Below are 21,928 nucleotides of genomic sequence, written 5' to 3' on the forward strand. Positions count from 1 at the left end.
GACGCCGACGGCGTCAGCGCACCTCGGTGATCTCGGGGCCGCGCTGGAGCTGGCCCATGCCGCCCGAGAAGCGCGAACCTTCCTGCTGGTCCTGCTGGACGCTGCTCTCGGCGACCATCTGCGCGTCGTCCGGCAGCTTCAGGACGATCGGATCGCGCGGCGCCATCGGGCCCTCGCCCCGGACCACGACGGTGTCCCGGAAGATCTGCTCCAGGAGACCGGCGGCCTGCGGCTGCACCGCGCCCTGCCCGGAGATCACACCGCGCAGGAACCAGCGCGGCCCGTCGACGCCGACGAAGCGCACGACCTGCACGCCACCCGTGCCGTCCGGCAGCTGCACGGGGACCTGGGCGCGCAGCTCCCAGCCGAGGGGGCCCTCGACCTCGTCGATGACACCGCCCTGCTGCGTGATGCCGCCCGCGATCTCCTCGCGGACCTCGCCCCAGATGCCCTCCTTCTTCGGGGCGGCGAAGCCCTGGAGCTGGATGGCACTGTCCTGGAGCACGACGGTGGCGGCGACGATGGCGTCCCCCGCGACCTCCACCCGCAGCTCCATGCCCTCGACCCCCGGCACGAAGAGTCCGCCGAGGTCGACCCGGCCCTCGCCGGGCTCGCGGACCTCCGAGATGTCCCAGGGACCGTCGGGACGGGGCTCCGGCTCGAGCCTCACGCGCGAGCGCGCGACGTCGGGCCGGTCGTTGCTGTCCACGCCGTCGACGACCTGCTCGTCCGCGCCTGCCGCGTCCTCGGCGGCACTGTCCTTCTTGCGACGTCCGAACACGTCACTGTCCTTCCCGGTCAGATACGACCGATGCGTATCGATTCCCACCCGTTTGTCCGCCGGTGCCCGCCGGTTCGCCCGCGCTCTCGCCCGGGCCGACGCCCACGGCGGCATGGCCACCGGTGGACCCGAAGCCCCCCTCGGCCCGCGCCGACGCGGGAAGCTCCGCCACCTCCTGGAAGCGCACCTTCTCGATCTGCTGGACGACCAGTTGGGCAATCCGGTCGAAGCGCTCGAACCGCACGCTCTCGCGCGGATCGAGATTCACCACGATCACCTTGATCTCTCCACGGTACCCGGCATCCACCGTCCCCGGGGCATTCACCAGAGCGACACCGCAGCGGGCGGCCAGCCCCGAACGGGGGTGCACGAAGGCCGCGTACCCCTCCGGGAGCGCGATGGACACCCCGGTGGGCAGCACGACCCGCTCGCCGGGCGCCAGTTCGCAGGATTCCGTCGTCCGCAGATCGGCGCCGGCGTCGCCGGGCCGCGCGTACGACGGCAGGGGCACTTCGGGGTCGACGCGCCTGATCAGCACGTTCAGTTCGCCGGAAGGGGTAGGGGACGTCACGGGTTCACCTCGAAGGCGCGGGCGCGCCGGATCTGGTCCGGGTCGTTCATGGCCGCCCGGATCTCCCGCGGGCGGCCGTTGTCGATGAAGTGGTCGACCTTCACCTCGATGAAGAGGGCGTCGGCGCGGACCGCCACGGGCCCCTCGGGGCCGCCGATCCGGCCGGTGGCACTCGAGTAGATCTTCCGTCCGGCGACCGCCGTGACCTCGGCCTCCAGGAACAGCACGGTGCCCAGCGGCACGGGCCGCACGAAGTCGGTCTCCAGGCGGCCGGTCACCGCGATCACCCGCAGCAGCCAGTTCAGCGAGCCGAGCGTCTCGTCGAGCGCAGTGGCGAGGATGCCGCCGTGGGCGAGGCCCGGGGCACCCTGGTGCGCCTCGCGCACGGTGAACTCGGCGGTGACGGTCACACCGTCTCCGGCCCGCGCCGCGAGGTGCAGCCCATGTGCCTGCCCGTCGCCGCAGCCGAAACAGTGTTCGTAGTGCGCGCCGATCAGCTCGCCGGGGGCGGGCGCGTCAGGGTGCCGGACGGGCGCTATGGCGTCGGCCGGGGGCTTCAGAGCCGCAGATGTACCACTCACAGGCGCAGACCTTACCTCCGCGTCGGCGCTCGCAGCTCCCCGTGCCAAGCTTGGTTCCATGCAGCCTTACGAAGAACGCCTCACCGCGCCCCGTTCGTGGTGGTTCGCCTCGGTCCTGGTGGGTGTGGCGATGGGCCTGATCATGCTGCCGTTCGGCACGCTGCCGCTCCTCGGCGGCCTGGTCGGCGGCACGGCGGTGGCGGCCGTCGTCACCAGCGCGTACGGCTCGGTGCGGATCCGCGTGGTCGCCGGCTCGCTGGTCGCGGGCGACGCGAGGATCCCGGTCTCCGCCCTGGGCGAGGCGGAGGTCCTCAGGGGCGAGGAGACCCGCGCCTGGCGCTCCTACAAGGCCGACCCGCGCGCCTTCATGCTGCTGCGCGCGTACATCCCGACGGCCCTGCGTGTGCCGATCACGGACCCGGCCGATCCGACGCCGTACGCGTACGTCTCGACGCGGCACCCGGAGGCCTTGGCGAAGGCGCTGGACGCGGTGCGCCAGAACACCCCGTAGACCGGCCGGGCGGCCGGCCGGTCAGCTCCCCAGCTCCTTGGGGCCGCCGGCCACCCGCAGAGGATCGTCCGGCGTCTCCAGGGGCGCCAGCTCCGGCAGCGCGTCCCACGGCACCTGCTGCTTGCGCAGGTCGGCCCGGATCTTCTCGGCGAGCTTCTTGGTGTCCCGGCGGTTCATCACCGCCCCGACCGCCGCGCCCACCATGAAGGGCATGAGGTTCGGGAGGTTGCGGACCATGCGCTTCATGATCTGCTGGCGCAGTTCCCGCTTGACCTGGCCGCCCAGCGCCGCGTTCAGGGTCGAGGGCTTGCCCACGTCCACGCCGCGCTCCTGCGTCCAGGAGGTCAGATAGGCCGTGCTGCGCTGCTTGAGGTTGCCTTCGGGCCGTCGGCCGTAGACCTCGTGCAGTTCGGCGATCATCTTCAGTTCGACCGCGGCGACGCCGGTGATCTCCGCCGCCAGTTCCGCCGGCATCGCGGGCGGCACGGGCATCATCGCCGCCGCGCCCACTCCCGCGCCCACCGTGGACGAGGCGTTGGCCGCACCGGAGACGAGCTTGTCCGCGAGCTGCTCGGGGCCAAGGCCCGGGAACTGCTTGCGGAGGGTCGCCAGATCGCGGACCGGGATCCGCGGGGCGTTCTCGATGAGCCGGTCGGCGAGATAGCCGATGCCGGCCCGGCCGGCGCGCCCGCCCTTGCGCACGCCTTCCTTCATTCCGTCCGTGACGGCGGCAACGCGGCTCCGGGACCCGGGTGTCCGAGTGGTCCCGGAGGCCTTGCCGGCCGCCGTCTCGTCCGGCGCCACCTCAAGGGCGTTCGCCGGTTCGAGCGAGGCTGATCCGCTGGCGGAAGAGCCCCGCTCGTCGTCACGCACGCCGTCGCCGAGGGCGCCGGCTTCGTCCGCTCCGCGGTTGCGGAGACGGCGCTTCCTGAACGGGGTCGAGCCAGTCATGGCCGACCCCGCCTCAGTCGCAGTCGCGGCAGATCGGCTGGCCGTTCTTCTCCTTGGCCAGCTGGCTGCGGTGGTGCACCAGGAAGCAACTCATGCAGGTGAACTCGTCCTGCTGCTTCGGGAGCACCCGGACGGCGAGCTCCTCGTTGGACAGGTCCGCGCCGGGCAGCTCAAGGCCCTCGGCGGCCTCGAACTCGTCGACGTCGACAGTCGAAGTCGACTTGTCGTTCCTCCGGGCCTTCAGTTCCTCGATGCTGTCCTCGTTGAGGTCGTCATCGGTCTTGCGTGGGGTGTCGTAGTCCGTTGCCATGTCGCTCTCCCCCTCTGGGTGTCTGCGGTGTCTCCAGCGCACGTAACGCGTGAGAGGCCGGGCTTGTGCCCGGCCCGAGGCGGAGATTTTGCCTCACATCAAGGTCTGTTACTCAATCGACACCCAACCGCACCCCTGAAGAGGTGATCGGCTTGGATGGCGATCGGGACCGTACACGGTCCGAATGTCGCACTCACGGGCGCCACCCCGTGTACTTCCCGTGATCAAGACCCCCGAAAACCCGGATTTTCCCGGCTTTCCGACGACTTTCGCGATCACGGAGAGTAGAGAGCCGATAAATCGCCTTTGTGATCGATCACACACGAACTCCTTGGGATCGAGCCCCGAGAATTCCGCGCAGAGCGAACACGCCGACACGTTCACGGCAGCGCCTCAGATGGGGAGCGTGACACGCATCACGAGCCCACCCCCCTCACGCGGCTCCGCGATGATACGGCCCCCGTGGGCCCGCGCCACCGACCGGGCGATCGACAGGCCGAGCCCGACGCCCTTGTCACTGCCCGTTCGCTCGGTCCGCAACCTGCGGAACGGCTCGAAGAGATTGTCGATCTCGTACGCGGGAACCACCGGCCCCGTGTTGGACACCACCAGGACCGCCTGGCCGTGCTGTGCCTCCGTGACGACCTCGACCCAGCCCTCGTCCGCCACGTTGTACCGGACGGCGTTCTGGACGAGGTTCAGGGCGATGCGCTCCAGGAGCACGCCGTTGCCCTGCACGACGGCCGGGGCCCGCTGCCCGCGGATCCGCACGCCCTTCGCCTCGGCTTCGGAGCGCACCTGGTCGACGGCGTGGTCGGCGACCTCGGCCAGGTCGACGGGCTTGCGCTCGACGATCTGGTTGTCGCTGCGGGCGAGCAGCAGCAGGCCCTCCACGAGCTGCTCGCTGCGCTCGTTGGTGGCCAGGAGCGTCTTGCCGAGCTGGTGGAGCTCGGGCGGCGCCTGAGGGTCGGAGAGATGCACCTCCAGGAGCGTGCGGTTGATCGCCAGCGGCGTGCGCAGCTCGTGCGAGGCGTTGCCGACGAACCGCTGCTGGGCGGTGAAGGCCCGCTCCAGGCGGTCCAGCATCTCGTCGAAGGTGTCGGACAGCTCCTTCAGCTCGTCGTCCGGGCCGTCCAGCTCGATGCGCCGGGTCAGGTCCGTGCCGGCCACCCTGCGGGCGGTGCGGGTGATGCGGCCGAGCGGCGACAGGACACGGCCCGCCATCGCGTACCCGAAGGCGAACGCGATCACCGCGAGCCCGAGCAGGGCCAGAAGTGAGCGGCTCAGGAGATTGTCCAGGGCGTTCCGGCGCATCTGGTTGACGCACTCGTTCAGCGCGGAGTTGAGCTGGGTCTCCGTGGGGTGCGCGGGCAGCAGCCGGAAGTTCGCGCAGCTCTCGCTGCTCACCGAGGAACTGCCCGTGACCCGGAACGGCAGGTCGCTGCCCACGTTCAACGCCTGGGCGGCGAGCAGATAGATGATCGAGAGCAGCAGGATGCCCGCGATCAGGAACATGCCGCCGTACAGCAGCGTGAGCCGTATGCGGATGGTGGGACGCAGCCACGGGAAAGGCGCTTCGACCTTCCTCGGGTCCCATGTCGGTTTGGGGGGCGCGGCTGGTTGCGCCGGGGTCGCGGCCACCGGGGTCAGATCCGGTAGCCGGAGCCCGGCACCGTCACGATGACGGGCGGCTCGCCGAGCTTGCGGCGCAGCGTCATGACGGTCACCCGGACCACGTTCGTGAACGGGTCGGTGTTCTCGTCCCAGGCCTTCTCCAGGAGCTGCTCCGCGGAGACGACCGCGCCCTCGCTGCGCAGCAGCACTTCGAGGACGGCGAACTCCTTGGGGGCGAGCTGGATCTCCCTGCCGTCCCGGAAGACCTCGCGGCGGTTGGGGTCGAGCTTGATCCCTGCGCGCTCCAGGACCGGCGGCAGGGGCACACTCGTGCGCCGGCCGAGGGCACGCACGCGTGCGGTCAGCTCGCTGAACGCGAAGGGCTTGGGGAGGTAGTCGTCGGCGCCGATCTCCAGTCCTTCGACGCGGTCGCTCACGTCGCCCGACGCGGTGAGCATCAGGACGCGGGTCGGCATGCCGAGCTCGACGATCTTGCGGCAGACGTCGTCGCCGTGCACGAGCGGGAGGTCCCGGTCGAGCACCACCACGTCGTAGTCGTTGACGCCGATGCGCTCCAGGGCGGCCGCCCCGTCGTACACGACGTCGACGGCCATGGCCTCCCGGCGCAGTCCGGTGGCCACCGCATCGGCGAGCAGCTGCTCGTCCTCGACGACGAGTACGCGCACGTCGCTGTCCTTCCGCTGTGCCCCTGCGGGCAGGTTTGTCTCGGGGTAGGGCTCCATCCTGCCCCTTTCGGCCATAAACCGGCTGTAAGGCGGTCGTCGGCCCCGGGAACGCGGGATTTTCTCCGTCCTCCGAGGTTTCTGCGGAAGGGAGCGGGGGGAGGACGGCTTTACACCCGCGATCACGCTTTGTATGTGGCGTACCACCAACCCGCTTTCTCCAGGGCGGCTTGAGACGTGATCGCCCCTTCTTGAGGGCACACCCCCGTGCCATCGACCCACGACCCAGCCGAGGGGGCGCAACCATGGACGCATTCACCGCAGGTCTCCTGCAGCGCATAAAGGCCACGGAGTCCGACCTCACGATGGCCCGTGAGACGGGAGACGACTTCCTGGCCGAGGTCGAGCAGGCGGAGCTTGAGGACCTCCACCGTCTGGCGGCCGAGCACGGAGTCGAAGTAGGCGCCGTGCACGCCTGAGCGCACACGTACGGCTGAGCACATACGCACGCCGCACATACGCACGCCGAGCACACAGCACAGGGCCCTGGCATCTGGACGCGATGCCGGGGCCCTGTGCTGTTGTCGGCCCTGCGCCGGCGGCCCCGTGCCGGCGGTCGTGGGCGCGGTCAGTCGTGCCAGGCGCCGAGGTCCTCCAGGAGGCCCTGGAGGGCCTCGAAGAGGCCGGGCGGGGCCGCGATGGCCAGCTCGCCCGAGAGGGGCTCTCCGGGGCGGCCACCGGTCAGCGCGCCCGCCTCCCGGGCGATGAGGTCACCGGCCGCGAAGTCCCAGGGGTGCAGTCCGCGCTCGTAGTACGCGTCCAGCCTGCCCGTCGCGACGTCGCACAGGTCGATCGCCGCCGACCCGCCGCGCCGGATGTCCCGCACCTTCGGGACGAGCCGGCGGGCGACCTCGGCCTGCCGCTCCCGGCGCTCGGCGAGGTATCCGAAGCCGGTGCCCACCAGGGCCTGTTCGAACGGCGGCGCCGGGCGGACGAACGCGGGCCGGTCACCGACGAAGGCGCCCTGAGCGAGGACCGCGCGGTAGGTCTCCCCGCGCATCGGCGCGTGCACGACCCCGACGAGGGTCTCGCCGTCCTTGCGGGCGGCGATGGACACGGACCAGTCGGGGCGTCCGTACAGGTAGTTCACGGTGCCGTCGATCGGGTCGACGACCCACTGCACGCCGCTGGTGCCCGCCAGGCTCGCGCCCTCCTCGCCCAGCACACCGTCGGCCGGCCGGCGCTCGGCGAGGAAGTCGGTGATCAGCTTCTCGGAGGCGATGTCCATCTCGGTGACGACGTCCACGGCGCTCGACTTGGTCGCCGCCACGCCCAGGTCGTCCGGGCGGCCGTCGCGCAGGAAGACCCCGGCTCGGTGCGCGGCCTCCAGGGCGACGTCGAGGAGTTCGGCCTTGAGCGCCTTCAGCGGGTCCGTCATGGTGCTCCTTGTGCTCCGCGATCTCGGGGTCATGCGTACGGATTCACGCGTACGGATTCAGGCGTACGGATTCAGGCGTACGGGATCACGCGTACGGGCTGTCGGCGCCGGCGGCCGCGGGCTTCGGGGCGCGGGCGGGGCAGCAGCCGACCGGGCACACGTCGTGGCTCGCGCCCAGCGCTCCCAGGGCGCACGGCGTGACGGCCGCGCCGCTCTCGCGCGCCGCGCGCTCCAGGACCAGCTCCCTGATCGCGGCGGCGAACCGCGGGTCCGCGCCGACCGTCGCCGAGCGGCGGACCGGCAGACCCAGCTCCGCGGCCTTGGCCTTCGCCTCGGTGTCGAGGTCGTACAGGACCTCCATGTGGTCGGAGACGAAGCCGATCGGGACCATGACGACCGCGGGGACCCCGGCCGCGTGCCGCTCCGCCAGGTGGTCGCAGATGTCGGGCTCCAGCCACGGGATGTGCGGGGCGCCGCTGCGCGACTGGTAGACGAGCTGCCAGGGGTGCTCGACGCCGGTCTCCTCGCGCACCGCGTCGGCGACGAGCCGGGCGACGTCCAGGTGCTCCGCGACATAGGCGCCGCCGTCCCCGTGCGCCTCGACCGGGCCGGAGGTGTCGGCCGCGGCGTTCGGGATCGAGTGCGTGGTGAAGGCCAGGTGGGCGCCGTCCCTGACCTCGTCGGGCAGCTCGGCGAGGGACTTCAGGACGCCGTCGATCATCGGGCGCACGAAACCCGGGTGGTTGAAGTAGTGCCGGAGCTTGTCGACCTTCGGCGGCTCCAGTCCCTCGGCCTCCAGCGCGGCGAGGGCGTCCGCGAGGTTCTCGCGGTACTGGCGGCAGCCCGAGTACGAGGCGTACGCGCTGGTGGCGAGGACCAGGACGCGGCGGTGGCCGGCGGTGACCATCTCGCGCAGGGTGTCGGTGAGGTACGGCGCCCAGTTGCGGTTGCCCCAGTGGATCGGCAGGTCGAGGCCGTGCTCCGCGAAGTCCTTGCGCAGGGCGTCCAGCAGGGCGCGGTTCTGGTCGTTGATCGGGCTCACCCCGCCGAACAGGAAGTAGTGCTGCCCCACCTCCTTGAGCCGCTCCTTGGGGATGCCGCGGCCCCGCGTCACGTTCTCCAGGAACGGGACCACGTCGTCGGGGCCCTCGGGGCCGCCGAACGAGAGCAGCAGCAGGGCGTCGTAGGGAGTGGGATCAGGCGCATCGGACATGCGACCGATCCTGCCACCCGCCACCGACAGCCGGAAAACCCCGGTGTGTCCGACACGGGGAGCACGCTGCGTCCGACACGCGAATCACGGTGCGTCCGGCACCCGGGGAGCCGTAAGCTGTATCAGCCACCTTCACGCCTTACCGGAGCCCGCGTCCCTCCCGGCGCGCGGCGCCGGCGCTCCAGCGGAGTCCACGTGCCCAGCCCCTACCGCGCCATCTTCGCCGCCCCCGGCACCAAGGCGTTCTCCGCCGCCGGGTTCCTCGGCCGCATGCCCATATCCATGATGGGCATCGGCATCGTGACGATGGTGTCCCAGCTGACCGGGCGGTACGGCCTGGCGGGCGCGCTGTCGGCGACCGTCGCGCTGTCCGCGGCCGCGATCGGGCCGCAGATATCGCGGCTCGTGGACCGGCACGGCCAGCGCCGGGTGCTCAGGCCCGCGACCCTGGTCTCGCTGGCCGCGGTGACGGGGCTGCTGCTCTGCGCGAAGTTCGAGGCGCCCGACTGGACGCTGTTCGTCTTCGCCGCCCTGGTCGGCTGTGTGCCGAGCGTGGGTTCGATGATCAGGGCCCGCTGGGCCGTGCTCTACCGCGACACCCCGCAGCTGCACACCGCGTACTCCTTCGAGTCCGTGGTGGACGAGGCGTGCTTCATCTTCGGGCCGATCATCTCGATCGGCCTCTCCACGGTGTGGTTCCCCGAGGCGGGACCGCTGCTCGCCGGTACCTTTCTCGCCGTGGGCGTCTTCTGGCTGACGGCCCAGCAGGCCACCGAGCCGGTGCCGCATCCGCGCGAGCACCACACCAAGGGCTCGGCGCTGCGCTCGATCGGGCTCCAGGTCCTCGTCGCGACCTTCGTCGCGACCGGCGCGATCTTCGGGTCGATCGACGTGGTCACCGTGGCGTACGCCGAGGACCACGGTCACAAGTCCGCGGCGAGCCTGGTGCTCGCGCTCTACGCGCTCGGCTCCTGCCTCGCCGGAGCGGTCTTCGGACTGCTGCACTTCAAGGGGGCGCCGGCCCGCAGGTGGCTGCTGGGTGTCTGTGCGATGGCCGTGAGTATGATCCCGCTTCAACTGGTCGGGAACCTGCTGTTTCTGGCCGTGGCGCTGTTCCTCGCGGGCCTGTCCATCGCGCCGACGATGATCGTGACGATGGGCCTCGTCGAGCAGCACGTACCACGCGCGAAACTGACCGAGGGCATGACCTGGGTGAGCACCGGGCTCGCGGTCGGTGTCGCGCTCGGCTCGTCCGCGGCCGGCTGGGTGATCGACGCCGCGGGTCCGGACGCCGGGTACACGGTTCCGGGCATCTCCGGAGCCGCCGCGGCCGTGGTCGGGTTCCTGGGCTACCGCCGGCTGAAGCGGCCGGTTCCGCAACGGGGAGGGACCCATGGGCACGGCAACGGGCACGGGCAGCGGGAAGAGCACAGCGACGTGGCGTAACTGGGCGGGCAACGTCACCACGCGGCCGGCCAGGGAGGTCACGCCCGCCACGGTGGACGAACTCGCCGAGGCCCTGCGCGCGGCCAGGGCCGACGGCCTGACGGCGAAGCCGGTCGGCACGGGGCACTCCTTCACGGCGGCCGCCGCGACCGACGGCCTGCTCATACGCCCCGGTCTCCTCACCGGCATCCGCGCCGTCGACCGGGCGGCGGGCACCGTGACCGTGGAGGCCGGCACCCCCCTGAAGCGCCTGAACACGGCGCTCGCCCGCGAGGGGCTGTCGCTCACCAACATGGGCGACATCATGGAGCAGACCGTCTCCGGAGCCGTCAGCACCGGCACGCACGGCACGGGCCGTGACTCGGCCTCGATCGCCGCGCAGATCAAGGGGCTCGAACTGGTCACCGCGGACGGCACGGTGCTGACCTGCTCCGCCGAGGAGAACCCCGAGGTCTTCGCCGCCGCCCGCATCGGGCTGGGCGCGCTCGGTGTCATCACCGCGATTACCTTCGCCGTCGAGCCGGTCTTCTTCCTGACGGCCCGCGAGGAGCCGATGACCTTCGACGAGGTCACGAGCGACTTCGACGCGCTCGTCACGGAGAACGAGCACTTCGAGTTCTACTGGTTCCCGCACACCGGCAACTGCAACACCAAGCGGAACAACCGCAGTCCGGGCCCCGTGGCCCCGCCCGGCCGGGTCAGCGCCTTCGTGGAGGACGAGTTGCTCTCCAACGGCCTCTTCCAGGTGGTCAACTCCCTCGGCCGAGCCTTCCCCGCGACCATCCCCGGCATCGCCAAGGTCTCCAGCAAGGCCCTGTCCGCCCGTACGTACACGGACATTCCCTACAAGGTCTTCACCAGCCCGCGCCGGGTGCGCTTCATGGAGATGGAGTACGCCGTTCCGCGCGAGGCCCTCGTGGAGACCCTGCGTGAGCTGAAGGCCATGGTGGACCGCTCGCGGCTGCGGATCAGCTTCCCCGTGGAGGTCCGCACGGCGCCCGCGGACGACATCGCGCTCTCCACGGCCTCGGGCCGGGAGAGCGCGTACATCGCCGTCCACATGTACAAGGGCACGCCGTATCAGGCGTACTTCGCGGCGGCGGAGCGGATCTTCACCGCGCACGAGGGGCGGCCGCACTGGGGCAAGCTGCACACGCGTGACGCGGAGTACTTCGCCGAGGCCTACCCCCGCTTCGGCGAGTTCACCGCCCTGCGCGACCGCCTCGACCCGGACCGTCTGTTCGGCAACGCCTATCTGCGGCGGGTCCTCGGCGACTGACCTCTACGGGCTGGTGGTCTCGCCCTGCTGCGCGTCGCCACCGGCGCCCGTGCCGCTGCCGGTCCCGGTGCCGCTCGACGGCGTGGGGGCCGGGGGCGGCGTCGGCGTCGGGTCCGTCTTGGAACCGTCGTCTCCGGAGTCGGTGCCGTCGTCCTTGTCCGTATCCGTGCCGGTGCTCTTGTCGGGGTCGGCCGCCGGGCCGGTGCCCTCGCCCTGACCGGGCGTCCGGCCGCCGGCCCCGCCCGGATCCTGCGTCGCGCCGCCGTCGCCCTCGGGGGAATCGGGGTCGCCCGTCCCCGAAGTGCCGTTGTCCGAGGGCACGCTTGACGGACCGGTGGGGGGCGTGGACGGCTGCTCCTTCCGGGAGGAGTCGTTCCCCGTGAGGTTGCTGATCGTGGTGCCCGTGCCGCCGCTGAAGTCCTCGCCGGAGACCAGCTCGTACGTGGTGATCCCCGCCATGGCGACCCCGAACACGACGGCCCCCGCGATCAACGGCCGCTTCCAGCTGCGGATCTGCGCGCGGTGCGTGGTGCCCTCGGTGAACTCGTCCGACGGGAGCGGCGGTTCGATCGGCACACCCGGGGGCGACGCCGGGGCACCGACGTGGAGCACGCGCGTGGCGTCCTCGCGGGGGACGAGCCCGGTGGCGTCCTCGCCCGGCAGCAACTGCGTGGCGTCGGCCGGGCCGAGCAGTTGTGTCCTGTCGGCGTCGAGGTCGCAGGCCACCGACGGCAGGACGGTCGTCGGGTCCGCGTCCGCGGCTCCGGACACGAAGGCGGTCGGGTCCGCGTCCGCCGCGCCGGGCATGACGGTCGTGGGATCGGCGTCCGCCGCGCCGGGCAGCGCCGTCGTCGCGGCCGGCCCGGTGCGGGGAGCGGCGCCGGTGTCCTGCGGCCTGCCCCAAGTGGTGGTCACGGGCCCGGTGGCGGACACGGCTCCCGGATAAGAGGCGGTTCTGAACGTCTCGGGCACCGCCGGCGATGTGGTCGCGGGCACCTGGTGCCCCCTGGGTACGGGCACCTGTTGCGCCTTGGGCTTGGCCTGAACCGCCACCACGCGTATCTGTTCACCCGTACGCTTGAAGAAGTGCTGGAAGATCGTGCCACCACAGGTCGCTATGCCGCTCACGACACCGGCGCCGAGGATCGTCCCGTAGACGCCGAGGTTCGAGGCGAGCTTCGCCGCCACGACCGCGGCGATGGCGCTCCCCGCCACCTGCGGCACGCTGAGATCGAGGCGCCGCTTCTCCTCCGGCTCCTCCTGGTCCTTCGACTCCTGGCCGGAATCCGGCTTTACTCGCATCTTCGACCCTTGCCTGCCTTTCTCACCTTTTCGGCTCACCACACGAGAGGGGGACGTATGGCCGAAGCGATTAGTTCCGTTTCTGCTGTTTCCGTGAAGTGCGCCACCCATGCGCCGGTCACCGGGCCGGAAATGGCCACCAACTCCCTTCCTCGGGGAGAAGTTCGGCGGCGCGGCGGTCCACCCGCATGGCCCGAATGGAGTACTGTTGCGAGCCCTGGGTCCGGTCTCCCGCCAGGGTGCCCGGGGCCTTCCAGGGCCGCCGGGTGGGGGGCTCGCTGCACAGGGTGACGAACGTCGTCACTTAGAGTTGCGAACAGGCGACCGTGTCACAACGGCGATCCAGGGCCCCTGCCCGACACGCCGGGCAACTCGGCAAGGTTGTGGCAGGCTGCACCCGGGCAGGCCACACTCGACTAGCGGAAGCAGCGACGCACGTGACGTCGGCAGGCACCACCCGGGAGGTCCCCATGCCCGAACTGCGTGTCGTGGCCGTCAGCAACGACGGCACACGGCTGGTGCTGAAAGCTGCGGACAGCACGGAGTACACGCTTCCGATCGATGAACGGCTGCGTGCGGCCGTCCGCGGCGACCGGCCCCGACTCGGCCAGATCGAGATCGAGGTGGAGAGCCACCTCCGCCCCCGCGACATCCAGGCACGGATACGTGCCGGTGCGACCGCGGAAGAAGTGGCCCAGTTCGCCGGCATCCCCGTCGATCGCGTGCGGCGCTTCGAGGGCCCCGTGCTCGCCGAGCGCGCCTTCATGGCGGAGCGCGCCAGGAAGACTGCTGTCCGCCGCCCCGGCGAGAACACCGGCCCCCAGCTCGGCGACGCCGTCCAGGAACGGCTGTTGCTGCGCGGCGCCGACAAGGACTCCGTCCAGTGGGACTCCTGGCGCCGCGACGACGGCACCTGGGAGGTCCTGCTCGTCTACCGCGTGGCGACCGAACCGCACTCCGCGAGCTGGACGTACGACCCGCCCCGGCGGCTCGTCCAGGCCGTGGACGACGAGGCGCGCTCGCTGATCGGCGAGAGCGACGACATCGCCGCGCCCGAGCCCAGCTTCCCGTTCGTGCCGCGCATCGCCCGGCTCCCCCGGGACCGCCCGCTGGAGCGCCCGCTCGACCGCGCCCTGGACCGCCAGCTGGAACGGCAGAGCATCCCGCCCGCTCCCGGCGACCCCACGGAGGACGGCGAGGACGCGGGCACCGTGGTCGCCGCCGAGCAGGAGCGCGACTCGCTGACCAGCCTCCTGGAGGCCGTACCCAGCTTCCGCGGCGACATGGTCGTCCCGGAGCGCCCCGTGGTCACCGCGGAACTGGCGCCGCCCGCCTCGGAGGAGGGCGAGCAGGAGACCGACGCCGAGGAGGCCCCGGCGGCATCGGCCGGTGCCGGTTCGGCCTACGCGGACGTGCTCATGCCGCGCTCGGTGGCCAGCCACCGCGACCGCCTCGTCGGCTCCACGGACCGTCAGGCCGAGGCCGACGGGGTACGCCCGGGGCGCCGCGCCGCGGTGCCCAGCTGGGACGAGATCGTCTTCGGTACGCGCCGCAAGAAGCAGGAGTAGCACCCCGAGCACGCCCGGGTACGAGGGAGGGGCCCCGCGCCATCTGATGCGGGGCCCCTCCCTCGTATGCCCGCCCCCTACTGCGGGTCGGGTCCCATGGCGACCGGGCGCGCGCCGTCGGCCGACCACTGCGACCACGAGCCGACGTACAGCGCGGCGGGGATTCCGGCCACGGCCAGGGCCAGCACCTCGTGGGCGCCCGAGACACCCGAGCCGCAGTAGACGCCGACCTCCCCGGCCTGCGAGGCGCCGAGCGCCTCGAAACGGGCGGCCAGCTCGGCGGCGGGCTTGAAGCGGCCGTCCGCGGCGACGTTCTCCGTGGTCGGCGCCGACACCGCGCCGGGGATGTGCCCGGCCACCTTGTCGATCGGTTCGACCTCACCGCGGTAGCGCTCGGCCGCTCGGGCGTCCAGGAGGAGTCCCGAGCGGGCCAGGGCGGCGGCCGAGTCGGCGTCGAGGAAGTCCGTGCTGTTCGGAGCCGGCTCGAAGGATCCGGGCCGCGGGCTCTGCCCGGCGCCGCGCTCCAGGGAGCCGGTCCACAGGGCCAGGCCGCCGTCGAGGACGCGCACGGAGGTGTGTCCCGTCCAGCGCAGCATCCACCACAGGCGCGCGGCCGCCCAGTTCTGGCCACCGTCGTACACCACGACGTCCCGGTCCGGGGAGACGCCGGCCGCCCGCATCACGGCCCCGAAGTGGTCCAGGTCGGGGAGCGGGTGGCGGCCACCGGATCCCGCGGGTCCTGCCAGGTCGGCGTCCAGATCGACGAAGACGGCGGACGGGATGTGCCCTTCTTCGTACGCGGCGGGCTGCGAGCCCTGGTGCTGCCAGCGGACGTCGAGGAGGACCGGCGGATTCTCGCCTGCCAGGTCGCTCGCGAGTTCGGATGCGGAGATGATGGCGTTCATGGGCCCATCCTCGCGCATGGGGTGGCCGTACGGGCCGGGTCCGGCTACCCTGCTCCGCCGGACGACGCCCGAACACGGGGCGTATGGGACCCCGCACGCTTCGTGCGGCGGACGGACACCGCACGGCCCTCCCGCGACAAGGGGTGAGACACCGCAAAACGGGCATCCTCCGCGAGAAGCCGGGCGGCACGGCCGGGGCGCGCGGTACGGCAGGTGGTGCGAGCATCGGCAGGGGCGCGCACGCGCGCGGCGAAGGTACGCGCGTTCGGGAAATCAGAAGAGAGCGGCCACCACGAGGGCCGAGGAGAGGGTGACGATGACCGAGGCACAGGCGTCCGCAGGGCGGCGCGACGGCGCGGGAGCCGGTCGGAGCGCCCCCGGCACACCCTGCTGGGTGAGCCTGATGGCGCATGGCCTGGCAGCGACCCAGGAGTTCTACGGAGCGCTTTTCGGCTGGGAGTTCAAGCCGGGACCCCAGCAGCTCGGCCCCTATGTCCGGGCGCTGCTGGACGGCCGGGAGGTCGCCGGCATCGGCCAGCTGCCGCCGGACCGGCATCTGCCCATCGCCTGGACGCCCTATCTGGCGACGGACGACGCGGACGCCACCGCCGAGACGGTGCGGCACTGCGGCGGCACGGTCGGCGTGGGGCCGATCACCGCGGGCCAGGCGGGCCGGATGGCCGTCGCCTCGGACCCCACGGGCGCCGTGTTCGGGCTCTGGCAGGCGGCGCGGCACCTGGGCAGCGCGGTGGTCGGGGAGCCGGGCGCACCGGCCTGGAACGAGCTGGTGACCCGGGAGACCGCGAGCGTCGTGACGTTCTACCGAGCCGTGTTCGGCTACACCGAAGAGGCCGCCGCCTCCGCCGACTTGGACTACCTGACCCTGCATGTCGACGGCCGTCCGGTCGCGTCCGTGCACGGTGTGGGCGACGCGCTGCCGCGCGACCGGGGCCCGCACTGGATGACGTACTTCGAGGTCGCCGACGTGGACGAGGCGGTGACCCGGGTGGCCGAGCTCGGCGGCCGGACCGTCGATCCACCCCGGGACAGCTCCCGGGGCCGGGTGGCGACGGTCGCCGACCCGGAGGGCGCGGTCTTCAGCGTCGTGCGTTCACCCGCCGGGGCCTGAGGTCAGGCGCGGGCGGTCGCCGCCGTGTCCACCGGCAGGACGTCCGGCGAAAGGGCGCCCGCCCGTGCGGTGGCCGCCGTCGTACGGCGCCGGTGGTGACGGCGGCACAGCACCTCGTACCCCACGTCCGACGACTGGTCGACGTCGCCGATGACGACCTGGGCGCCCTCGACGACCATCACGCCGCCCACGGTGCGCGCGTTGTGGGTGGCGCGGGCGCCGCACCAGCAGAGGGCCTCCACCTGGAGCACCTCGACACGGTCGGAGAGCTCGACCAGGCGCTGGGAGCCGGGGAAGAGCTTGGAGCGGAAGTCGGTGGTGATGCCGAAGGCGAAGACGTCCAGGCCGAGGTCGTCGACGACCCGCGCGAGCTGGTCGATCTGCTCGGGCGCCAGGAACTGCGCCTCGTCCGCGATCACGTAGTCGGCCCGGCCGCCCTGGGAGAGGTGGTCGACGAGATGGGCGTAGAAGTCGAAGTCGTCCGCTGCCTCGATGGCGTCGGTGACCAGGCCGAGGCGTGAGGAGAGCTTCCCCGCGCCCGCGCGGTCGTCCCGCGTGAAGATCATCCCCTGGAGTCCGCGGGCCGAGCGGTTGTGCTCGATCTGCAGAGCCAACGTGCTCTTTCCGCAGTCCATCGTTCCGGAGAAGAACACCAGCTCGGGCATGGGGGGTTGCGGACCTTTCGGGGGCGTGCGGAGTCGGCGCGCCGGCGGGGGCGCCTCAAGGGCGTATGTCTACGAGCGTACTTCGAGGAGGGGGACGAGCTGCTCCACGGGGGTCATGGAGCCGTGCATGCCGACGAGCGCGGACTCGTTGGGCTCGCGTTCCGAGGCGATGATCGCGACGTCGTCCCGCGCGGCGGCGATGACGTCGCCCAGACGCTCGTACACACGTTGATCAATGTGTGGACCGAACCATCCGGCGGCGATCGCCTCGTCGCGGGAGGCGACCCAGAACTGCTCGCCGAGCACCTCGCGCCAGACCGTCACGACGTCGTTCACGGCGCCCGGCACCGCGTAGACGTGGCGGGCGCGGCCCTCGCCGCCGAGGTGGGCGACGCCGGCGCGCAGCTCCCAGTCCTCGTCGAAGTCGATGCGGGAGGCGTCGTCGAAGGGGATGTCGAGCATGCCGTGGTCGGCGGTGACGTACAGGGCGCTGCGCGGCGGCAGCCGTTCGGCGAGCCGCTCGGCGAGCCGGTCGACGTACATGAGCTGGCCGCGCCAGGCATCGGAGTCGACGCCGAAGCGGTGGCCCTTACCGTCCACTTCCGCGTAGTACGTGTAGACCAGGGACCGGTCCCCCGCGGCCAGTTGCCGGGCGGCGAGGTCCATGCGGTCCTCTCCGGAGAGCTTGCCCCGGAAGGTGCCGCCGCTCAGGGCGATCTTGGTGAGCGGGGTGTTCTCGAAGGTCGGGGACGAGACCTGGGCGGTGTGCACGCCCGCGTCGTGGGCCTGCTGGAAGACCGTCGGGTAGGGCTGCCACGCGTGGGGATCGGTCCAGGGGTTCCAGCGGAGCTGGTTCATCAGCTCGCCGGTGGCGGGGTTGCGCACGGTGTAGCCGGGCAGGCCGTGCGAGCCGGGCGGCAGGCCCGTGCCGACGGAGGCCAGCGAGGTCGCCGTGGTGGCGGGGAAGCCCGCGGTGATGGGCGCTCCGGTGCCGCCGCGCGAGCTGGGGAGCAGCGAGTGCAGGAAGGGCGCCTCGTCCGGGTGCGCCTTGAGCTGCTCCCAGCCGAGACCGTCGATCAGAAAGACGCAGTTGCGGTCGGCGGGGGCGAGTTCGGCGATGGCCGGGTTCTCGTAGCCGGGCACGCCCTGGTGGGCGACGAGCGTGGGCAGCAGGTCGGCGAGCGAACCCGAGCCGTAGGCGGGCACGGGGGCCGTGTCGAGGGCGATCGGTTCCACGTCGTCCCAGGCGGGCAGGGACATCAGCGGGCGGTGTCCGCGGTCGCCTCGGACAGTGCCTGGGCGAAGGCGAGGGTCTGGCGCACGGCGTCGGGGCCGTCGCCGGCCTCGCTGACGCGCAGGCTCAGGTCGTCGGCGGTCGAGCTGCCCGTGTAGCCGTGGTCCGCCTCGCAGTTGGGGTCGCCGCAGGCCGCGGGCTCCAGGTCGATGCGGGAGACCGCGCCCCAGCCGATGGTCAGGACGACCTCGCGGGGCGGCGTGCCCGGAACGTACTTCTCCGGGTTGGCGACGACGCGGCTGAGCACGACCGAGGAGATCCGGCCGATCTTGACCGACTCCGTGGAGGTCGTCGCGTAGGGCGCGGGGGACGTGCTGTCCGCCGCCTGCTCGTCGGTGTGGCTGACGATGAAGCGCGTCCCGGTCAGGACGAGGACGGTCACGTGTCGGCGCACTTCGTTGGCGTCGAAGGTCGTCTCCTGGTGGACCAGGTACGACCCGATGGCCTCGCCGCCGATCGCGGCCTCCACCGCCTCGGCCACGAGGGCCGGGTAGTAGCCGCTGCGCTCGATCGCCGCGCGCAGCCCCTGGGTCGTCGTACCGGTCTTTGCCATGCCGTCCATCCTACGGCCCGGCGGGGGGCGCACGGTGCCCCCATGGCGCGCTCGTGCCCGGGGCGTACGCCCTTCAGTACCCGGGGAGCGTACGCGGGCCGAGATCGTCGCGGGCGGGCGGCGGCGCGAGCCTGACGGAGGCGCCGAGGACGGACAGGCCGCGCTGGGCGACGACCACGGGCTCCAGCGTGACGCCGACCACCTCGGGGTGGTCGTCGACGAGCCGGGAGACCCGCTGGAGCAGCTCTTCGAGGGCCGGGGTGTCCACCGGGGCCGAGCCGCGCCAGCCGAAGAGGAGGGGGGCGGTCCGAATGGATCTGATCAGGGAGGCCGCCTCCCGGTCGGTGACCGGGATGAGGCGGTGGGCGGTGTCGCCGAGCAGCTCGGAGGCGGCTCCCGCGAGCCCGAAGGAGAGCACGGCCCCGGCGGCCGGGTCGATGACGGCGCGTACGACGGTGTCGACTCCGCGCGGCGCCATCCCCTGGACCACGGGACGCAGCTCGGCGGGCTTGCCGAAGGCGTCGGTCAACTCCTGGTAGGACCGGCGCAATTGGTCCTCGTCGGTGAGGTCGAGCCGCACTCCGCCGAGGTCTGCGCGGTGGCGCAGGTGCGGGGCCGTGGTCTTCAGGGCCACGGGGTAGCCGAGGGTGCGCGCGGCGTGCGCGGCCGCGTCCGGGTCGGGGGCGGGCAGCGCGCGCCGTACGCGGATGCCGTAGTGCCTGAGCAGTTCGTGGGCGTCGGCCTGGGCGAGGGTGGCGCCGCGGGGGTCGTCGTCCTTGGCCAGCAGCGCCGCGATGCGGTCGGCGGCGCCGCTCTCGTCGATGTCGTCGTACTCGTGCACCTTGCCGGGTTCGGCGGCCTCGCGGCGCCACTGCGCGTACTTGACGGCTTCGGCGAGGGCGCGGACGGCTCGCTCGGCGGCGGGGTAGGCCGGGATGCGGTACTGGTCGGCGGCGGGGGCGGTGGCCTCCACCATGGACGCGGGGGCCTGCGCGGTGACTCCTGGGGCCTGCGCGGTGGCTGCGGGAGCCTGCGTCGTGGCTCCTGCGGTCTGCGTGGTGGCCGCGGGGGCCTCCGGTCCGGCTGCCGCCGTGGGCGGGCGTCGCGGGGCGTTCGTGGCGTCCGCCGGCGGTTTCGGCGGGGCGTCGGGCCCGGTGCTGGTGGCGGCGGACAGCGCTTCGGCGAGGCCGCCCAGCTCCACGTGGACGACGGCGACCGGCTTCGCGGGGCACCCCGCGGCCGCCGCGCGCAGTTCCGTGGCCAGCGTCTCCGGGTCGGCGGCCGCCCCGTCCTCGCGCACCCAGGGGATCGCGTTGACGATGACCGCGTCGCAGCCCTCGTCCGACAGCGCCTCGGCGAGCGCGGTGCGGAAGTCGGCCGGCGCGGCACCGGTCGTGAGGTCGCGCGGCGGCAGGGGTCGCAGCCCGTCGGCGACGCACGCGTCGTACGTGAGGAGCCCCAGCGACTCGGAGTTGCCGAGGATGCCGACCCGGGGACCGGCCGGCAGCGGCTGCTGGGCGAGCAGCAGCCCCGCGTCGACCATCTCGGTGACGGTGTCCACACGGATGACGCCCGCCTGGCGCAGTAGGGCGGACACGGTGGCGTGCGGGAGGCGCGTGGCCTGTACCGCGTGCCCGGTGGGCGCGATCCCGCTGTGCCGGGCGCCCTGGACGACGACGAGCGGCTTCGCGGTCGCGGCCCGGCGCGCGAGGCGGGTGAACTTGCGCGGGTTGCCGATGGTCTCCAGGTACATCAGCGCGACGTCGGTGTCGGGGTCCTCGTACCAGTACTGGAGGAGGTCATTGCCGGACACGTCGGCGCGGTTGCCGGAGCCGACGAACGTGGACAGGCCCGCGCCCCGCCGGTGCAGCCCGGACAGCAGCGCGATGCCGATGGCGCCGGACTGGGTGAACAGACCGATGCGCCCGCGCGCGGGAGGCTCGGGGGCGAGCGAAGCGTTGAGCCGCGTGCGGGGCGAGGTGTTGATCACGCCGAAGGCGTTGGGGCCGATGATGCGCATGCCGTACGAGCGCGCCTGGCGCACCAGTTCCCGCTGGCGCGCACGCCCTTCGGGGCCGCTCTCGCCGTACCCGGCGGAGAGCACCACCAGGCCGCGTACGCCGTGCTCGCCGCAGTCGGCGACGACGTGGGCCACCTTCTCGGCGGGCACGGCGATCACCGCGAGGTCCACGGACTCCTCGATGGCCGTCACGGAGCGGTGCGCGGGGACGCCGTCGATCTCCGCACCCTCGTCGAAGGCGCTGTTCACCGCGTACAGGCGCCCGGTGAACCCGCCCTCCTGGAGGTTGCGCAGCACGCTGCGGCCGACGCCGCCCGGGGTGCGGCCCACGCCGATCACCGCGACCGAGCCCGGCGTCAGCAGCCGCTGCACCGAGCGTCCCTCGGCGCGCTGTTCGCGGGCGCGCTGCACGGCCAGGGAGCGGTCGGTCGGCTCCAGGTCGAACTCCAGGCGGACGACACCGTCCTCGAAGCTGCGCTTTTGCCGGTAGCCGGCGTCCGTGAAGACTTTGATCATCTTGGTGTTGGCGGGCAGCACCTCGGCGGCGAACCGGCGGATGCCCCGCTCCCGCGCGACCGCCGCGATGTGTTCGAGGAGCGTGGAGGCCACGCCACGGCCCTGGTGGGCGTCCTGCACGAGGAAGGCGACCTCGGCCTCGTCGGCCGGCGCGCTGGCGGCCATGCCACGCTCGTCGATGCGGTCGTAGCGCACCGTCGCGATGAATTCGCCGCCCACCGTGGCCGCGAGTCCCACCCGGTCCACCTGGTCGTGGTGGGTGAAGCGGCGCACGTCCTTGGCGGACAGCCGGGGGTAGGGCGCGAAGAAGCGGTAGTACTTCGACTCGTCGGACACCTGTTCGTAGAAGCTGACCAGGCGGTCCGCGTCCTCGACCGTGATGGGCCTGATCCGCGCGGTGCCCCCGTCGCGCAGCACCACGTCGGCTTCCCAGTGCGACGGGTAGTCGTGCCGGTCCTGCCGATGCCGATCCTGCTGATCCGACGGGGTCTGCATGGGGCCAGCGTACGGGTCGCGGGGGCATGCGGTCCGGGTACGGTCGAGGAGGACCGGCGTTCGGCCGACGGAGCACCCGCCACGGCATGCGACAATGGTCTAG

The 21,928-nt window shown here is 72.4% G+C and carries 21 protein-coding genes; 6 read left to right on the forward strand and 15 right to left on the reverse strand.

Annotated elements, in window-relative coordinates; translation table 11 throughout:
• Positions 1–13: 13 nt before the first annotated feature.
• From ACZ5GP_RS32140 to ACZ5GP_RS32150, 3 genes are read right to left on the reverse strand one after another with little or no spacing between them, the layout of a single operon-like run.
• The gene (locus ACZ5GP_RS32140) at positions 14–781 is read right to left on the reverse strand and encodes a DUF3710 domain-containing protein (protein WP_468754196.1); all 768 of its coding nucleotides are present in this window, start codon (positions 779–781) and stop codon (positions 14–16) included.
• A 1-nt stretch (position 782) separates the two neighbouring features.
• Positions 783–1,325, reverse strand: coding sequence for a dUTP diphosphatase (dut, locus tag ACZ5GP_RS32145; RefSeq protein WP_468754287.1), 543 nt, complete (start codon positions 1,323–1,325; stop codon positions 783–785).
• Between the two features lie 23 nt (positions 1,326–1,348).
• Positions 1,349–1,933 (reverse strand): PaaI family thioesterase, encoded by a 585-nt coding sequence (locus ACZ5GP_RS32150; protein ID WP_468754197.1) that lies wholly within the window; start codon positions 1,931–1,933, stop codon positions 1,349–1,351.
• 58 nt (positions 1,934–1,991) lie between these two features.
• Between ACZ5GP_RS32150 and ACZ5GP_RS32155 the strand changes: the two genes are divergently transcribed.
• Positions 1,992–2,444: a DUF3093 domain-containing protein gene (locus tag ACZ5GP_RS32155; protein ID WP_358912324.1), complete on the forward strand. Its 453-nt coding sequence runs from the start codon at positions 1,992–1,994 to the stop codon at positions 2,442–2,444.
• A 21-nt stretch (positions 2,445–2,465) separates the two neighbouring features.
• On the opposite strand, the gene ACZ5GP_RS32160 is transcribed toward ACZ5GP_RS32155, so the two are convergent.
• From ACZ5GP_RS32160 to ACZ5GP_RS32175, 4 genes are all read right to left on the reverse strand, one after another.
• Complete coding sequence (locus tag ACZ5GP_RS32160) at positions 2,466–3,395, reverse strand: hypothetical protein (RefSeq protein ID WP_468754198.1); 930 nt, start codon at positions 3,393–3,395, stop codon at positions 2,466–2,468.
• Between the two features lie 13 nt (positions 3,396–3,408).
• A complete protein-coding gene (locus ACZ5GP_RS32165) occupies positions 3,409–3,705 on the reverse strand; it encodes a DUF4193 domain-containing protein (protein WP_205035431.1) in 297 nt (98 codons plus the stop codon).
• A 393-nt stretch (positions 3,706–4,098) separates the two neighbouring features.
• A complete protein-coding gene (locus ACZ5GP_RS32170; protein WP_468754199.1) occupies positions 4,099–5,346 on the reverse strand; it encodes a sensor histidine kinase in 1,248 nt (415 codons plus the stop codon).
• A 5-nt stretch (positions 5,347–5,351) separates the two neighbouring features.
• Entirely contained in the window at positions 5,352–6,005 is a 654-nt protein-coding gene (locus ACZ5GP_RS32175) for a response regulator transcription factor (protein ID WP_389713522.1), read from the reverse strand.
• Positions 6,006–6,307: 302 nt separating this feature from the next.
• On the opposite strand from ACZ5GP_RS32175, the gene ACZ5GP_RS32180 reads away from it, so the two are divergent.
• Complete coding sequence (locus ACZ5GP_RS32180; protein WP_468754200.1) at positions 6,308–6,481, forward strand: hypothetical protein; 174 nt, start codon at positions 6,308–6,310, stop codon at positions 6,479–6,481.
• A gap of 149 nt (positions 6,482–6,630) precedes the next feature.
• On the opposite strand, the gene ACZ5GP_RS32185 is transcribed toward ACZ5GP_RS32180, so the two are convergent.
• On the reverse strand, positions 6,631–7,440 hold the full coding sequence (locus ACZ5GP_RS32185; protein WP_468754201.1) for an inositol monophosphatase family protein: 810 nt from the start codon (positions 7,438–7,440) through the stop codon (positions 6,631–6,633).
• Between the two features lie 85 nt (positions 7,441–7,525).
• Entirely contained in the window at positions 7,526–8,653 is a 1,128-nt protein-coding gene (locus ACZ5GP_RS32190) for a ferrochelatase (RefSeq protein WP_468754202.1), read from the reverse strand.
• Positions 8,654–8,848: 195 nt separating this feature from the next.
• On the opposite strand from ACZ5GP_RS32190, the gene ACZ5GP_RS32195 reads away from it, so the two are divergent.
• Together ACZ5GP_RS32195 and ACZ5GP_RS32200 are read left to right on the forward strand one after the other, a co-directional pair.
• Entirely contained in the window at positions 8,849–10,099 is a 1,251-nt protein-coding gene (locus ACZ5GP_RS32195) for an MFS transporter (protein WP_468754203.1), read from the forward strand.
• Positions 10,047–11,378: a D-arabinono-1,4-lactone oxidase gene (locus ACZ5GP_RS32200; protein ID WP_468754204.1), complete on the forward strand. Its 1,332-nt coding sequence runs from the start codon at positions 10,047–10,049 to the stop codon at positions 11,376–11,378. Before ACZ5GP_RS32195 ends, ACZ5GP_RS32200 begins: the two co-directional genes overlap by 53 nt.
• Positions 11,379–11,381: 3 nt before the next feature.
• Here the strand turns inward: ACZ5GP_RS32200 and ACZ5GP_RS32205 are convergent, their stop codons facing one another.
• Positions 11,382–12,680 (reverse strand): hypothetical protein, encoded by a 1,299-nt coding sequence (locus ACZ5GP_RS32205; protein ID WP_468754205.1) that lies wholly within the window; start codon positions 12,678–12,680, stop codon positions 11,382–11,384.
• A gap of 470 nt (positions 12,681–13,150) precedes the next feature.
• Here ACZ5GP_RS32205 and sepH point away from each other — a divergent pair, with 470 nt between their 5' ends.
• Positions 13,151–14,248 (forward strand): septation protein SepH, encoded by a 1,098-nt coding sequence (sepH, locus tag ACZ5GP_RS32210; protein WP_468754206.1) that lies wholly within the window; start codon positions 13,151–13,153, stop codon positions 14,246–14,248.
• A 77-nt stretch (positions 14,249–14,325) separates the two neighbouring features.
• Here the strand turns inward: sepH and ACZ5GP_RS32215 are convergent, their stop codons facing one another.
• Entirely contained in the window at positions 14,326–15,153 is an 828-nt protein-coding gene (locus ACZ5GP_RS32215; RefSeq protein ID WP_468754207.1) for a sulfurtransferase, read from the reverse strand.
• A 316-nt stretch (positions 15,154–15,469) separates the two neighbouring features.
• On the opposite strand from ACZ5GP_RS32215, the gene ACZ5GP_RS32220 reads away from it, so the two are divergent.
• On the forward strand, positions 15,470–16,282 hold the full coding sequence (locus ACZ5GP_RS32220) for a VOC family protein (protein WP_468754208.1): 813 nt from the start codon (positions 15,470–15,472) through the stop codon (positions 16,280–16,282).
• 2 nt (positions 16,283–16,284) lie between these two features.
• Here ACZ5GP_RS32220 and ACZ5GP_RS32225 read toward each other — a convergent pair whose 3' ends face one another.
• The 4 genes from ACZ5GP_RS32225 to ACZ5GP_RS32240 form a co-directional block, all read right to left on the reverse strand.
• Positions 16,285–16,947, reverse strand: a complete 663-nt coding sequence (locus ACZ5GP_RS32225; protein WP_468754209.1) for a thymidine kinase — start codon at positions 16,945–16,947, stop codon at positions 16,285–16,287.
• Between the two features lie 69 nt (positions 16,948–17,016).
• Positions 17,017–18,207: an alkaline phosphatase family protein gene (locus ACZ5GP_RS32230; protein WP_468754210.1), complete on the reverse strand. Its 1,191-nt coding sequence runs from the start codon at positions 18,205–18,207 to the stop codon at positions 17,017–17,019.
• Positions 18,207–18,794, reverse strand: coding sequence for a DUF5998 family protein (locus tag ACZ5GP_RS32235; RefSeq protein WP_358581474.1), 588 nt, complete (start codon positions 18,792–18,794; stop codon positions 18,207–18,209). Before ACZ5GP_RS32235 ends, ACZ5GP_RS32230 begins: the two co-directional genes overlap by 1 nt.
• Positions 18,795–18,867: 73 nt before the next feature.
• Positions 18,868–21,825, reverse strand: coding sequence for a bifunctional acetate--CoA ligase family protein/GNAT family N-acetyltransferase (locus tag ACZ5GP_RS32240; protein ID WP_468754211.1), 2,958 nt, complete (start codon positions 21,823–21,825; stop codon positions 18,868–18,870).
• Positions 21,826–21,928 lie beyond the last annotated feature (103 nt).

The sequence above is a fragment of the Streptomyces sp. NPDC031466 genome (assembly GCF_055581265.1).

Coding starts and splice junctions, on each gene's coding strand:
- ACZ5GP_RS32240 (WP_468754211.1), bottom strand. CDS start 21,825: ATGCAGACCCCGTCGGATCAGCAGGATCGGCATCGGCAGGACCGGCAC.
- ACZ5GP_RS32220 (WP_468754208.1), top strand. CDS start 15,470: ATGACCGAGGCACAGGCGTCCGCAGGGCGGCGCGACGGCGCGGGAGCC.
- ACZ5GP_RS32200 (WP_468754204.1), top strand. CDS start 10,047: ATGGGCACGGCAACGGGCACGGGCAGCGGGAAGAGCACAGCGACGTGG.
- ACZ5GP_RS32165 (WP_205035431.1), bottom strand. CDS start 3,705: ATGGCAACGGACTACGACACCCCACGCAAGACCGATGACGACCTCAAC.
- ACZ5GP_RS32215 (WP_468754207.1), bottom strand. CDS start 15,153: ATGAACGCCATCATCTCCGCATCCGAACTCGCGAGCGACCTGGCAGGC.
- ACZ5GP_RS32225 (WP_468754209.1), bottom strand. CDS start 16,947: ATGCCCGAGCTGGTGTTCTTCTCCGGAACGATGGACTGCGGAAAGAGC.
- ACZ5GP_RS32180 (WP_468754200.1), top strand. CDS start 6,308: ATGGACGCATTCACCGCAGGTCTCCTGCAGCGCATAAAGGCCACGGAG.
- ACZ5GP_RS32205 (WP_468754205.1), bottom strand. CDS start 12,680: ATGCGAGTAAAGCCGGATTCCGGCCAGGAGTCGAAGGACCAGGAGGAG.
- ACZ5GP_RS32155 (WP_358912324.1), top strand. CDS start 1,992: ATGCAGCCTTACGAAGAACGCCTCACCGCGCCCCGTTCGTGGTGGTTC.
- ACZ5GP_RS32235 (WP_358581474.1), bottom strand. CDS start 18,794: ATGGCAAAGACCGGTACGACGACCCAGGGGCTGCGCGCGGCGATCGAG.
- sepH (WP_468754206.1), top strand. CDS start 13,151: ATGCCCGAACTGCGTGTCGTGGCCGTCAGCAACGACGGCACACGGCTG.
- ACZ5GP_RS32185 (WP_468754201.1), bottom strand. CDS start 7,440: ATGACGGACCCGCTGAAGGCGCTCAAGGCCGAACTCCTCGACGTCGCC.
- ACZ5GP_RS32160 (WP_468754198.1), bottom strand. CDS start 3,395: ATGACTGGCTCGACCCCGTTCAGGAAGCGCCGTCTCCGCAACCGCGGA.
- ACZ5GP_RS32230 (WP_468754210.1), bottom strand. CDS start 18,207: ATGTCCCTGCCCGCCTGGGACGACGTGGAACCGATCGCCCTCGACACG.
- ACZ5GP_RS32190 (WP_468754202.1), bottom strand. CDS start 8,653: ATGTCCGATGCGCCTGATCCCACTCCCTACGACGCCCTGCTGCTGCTC.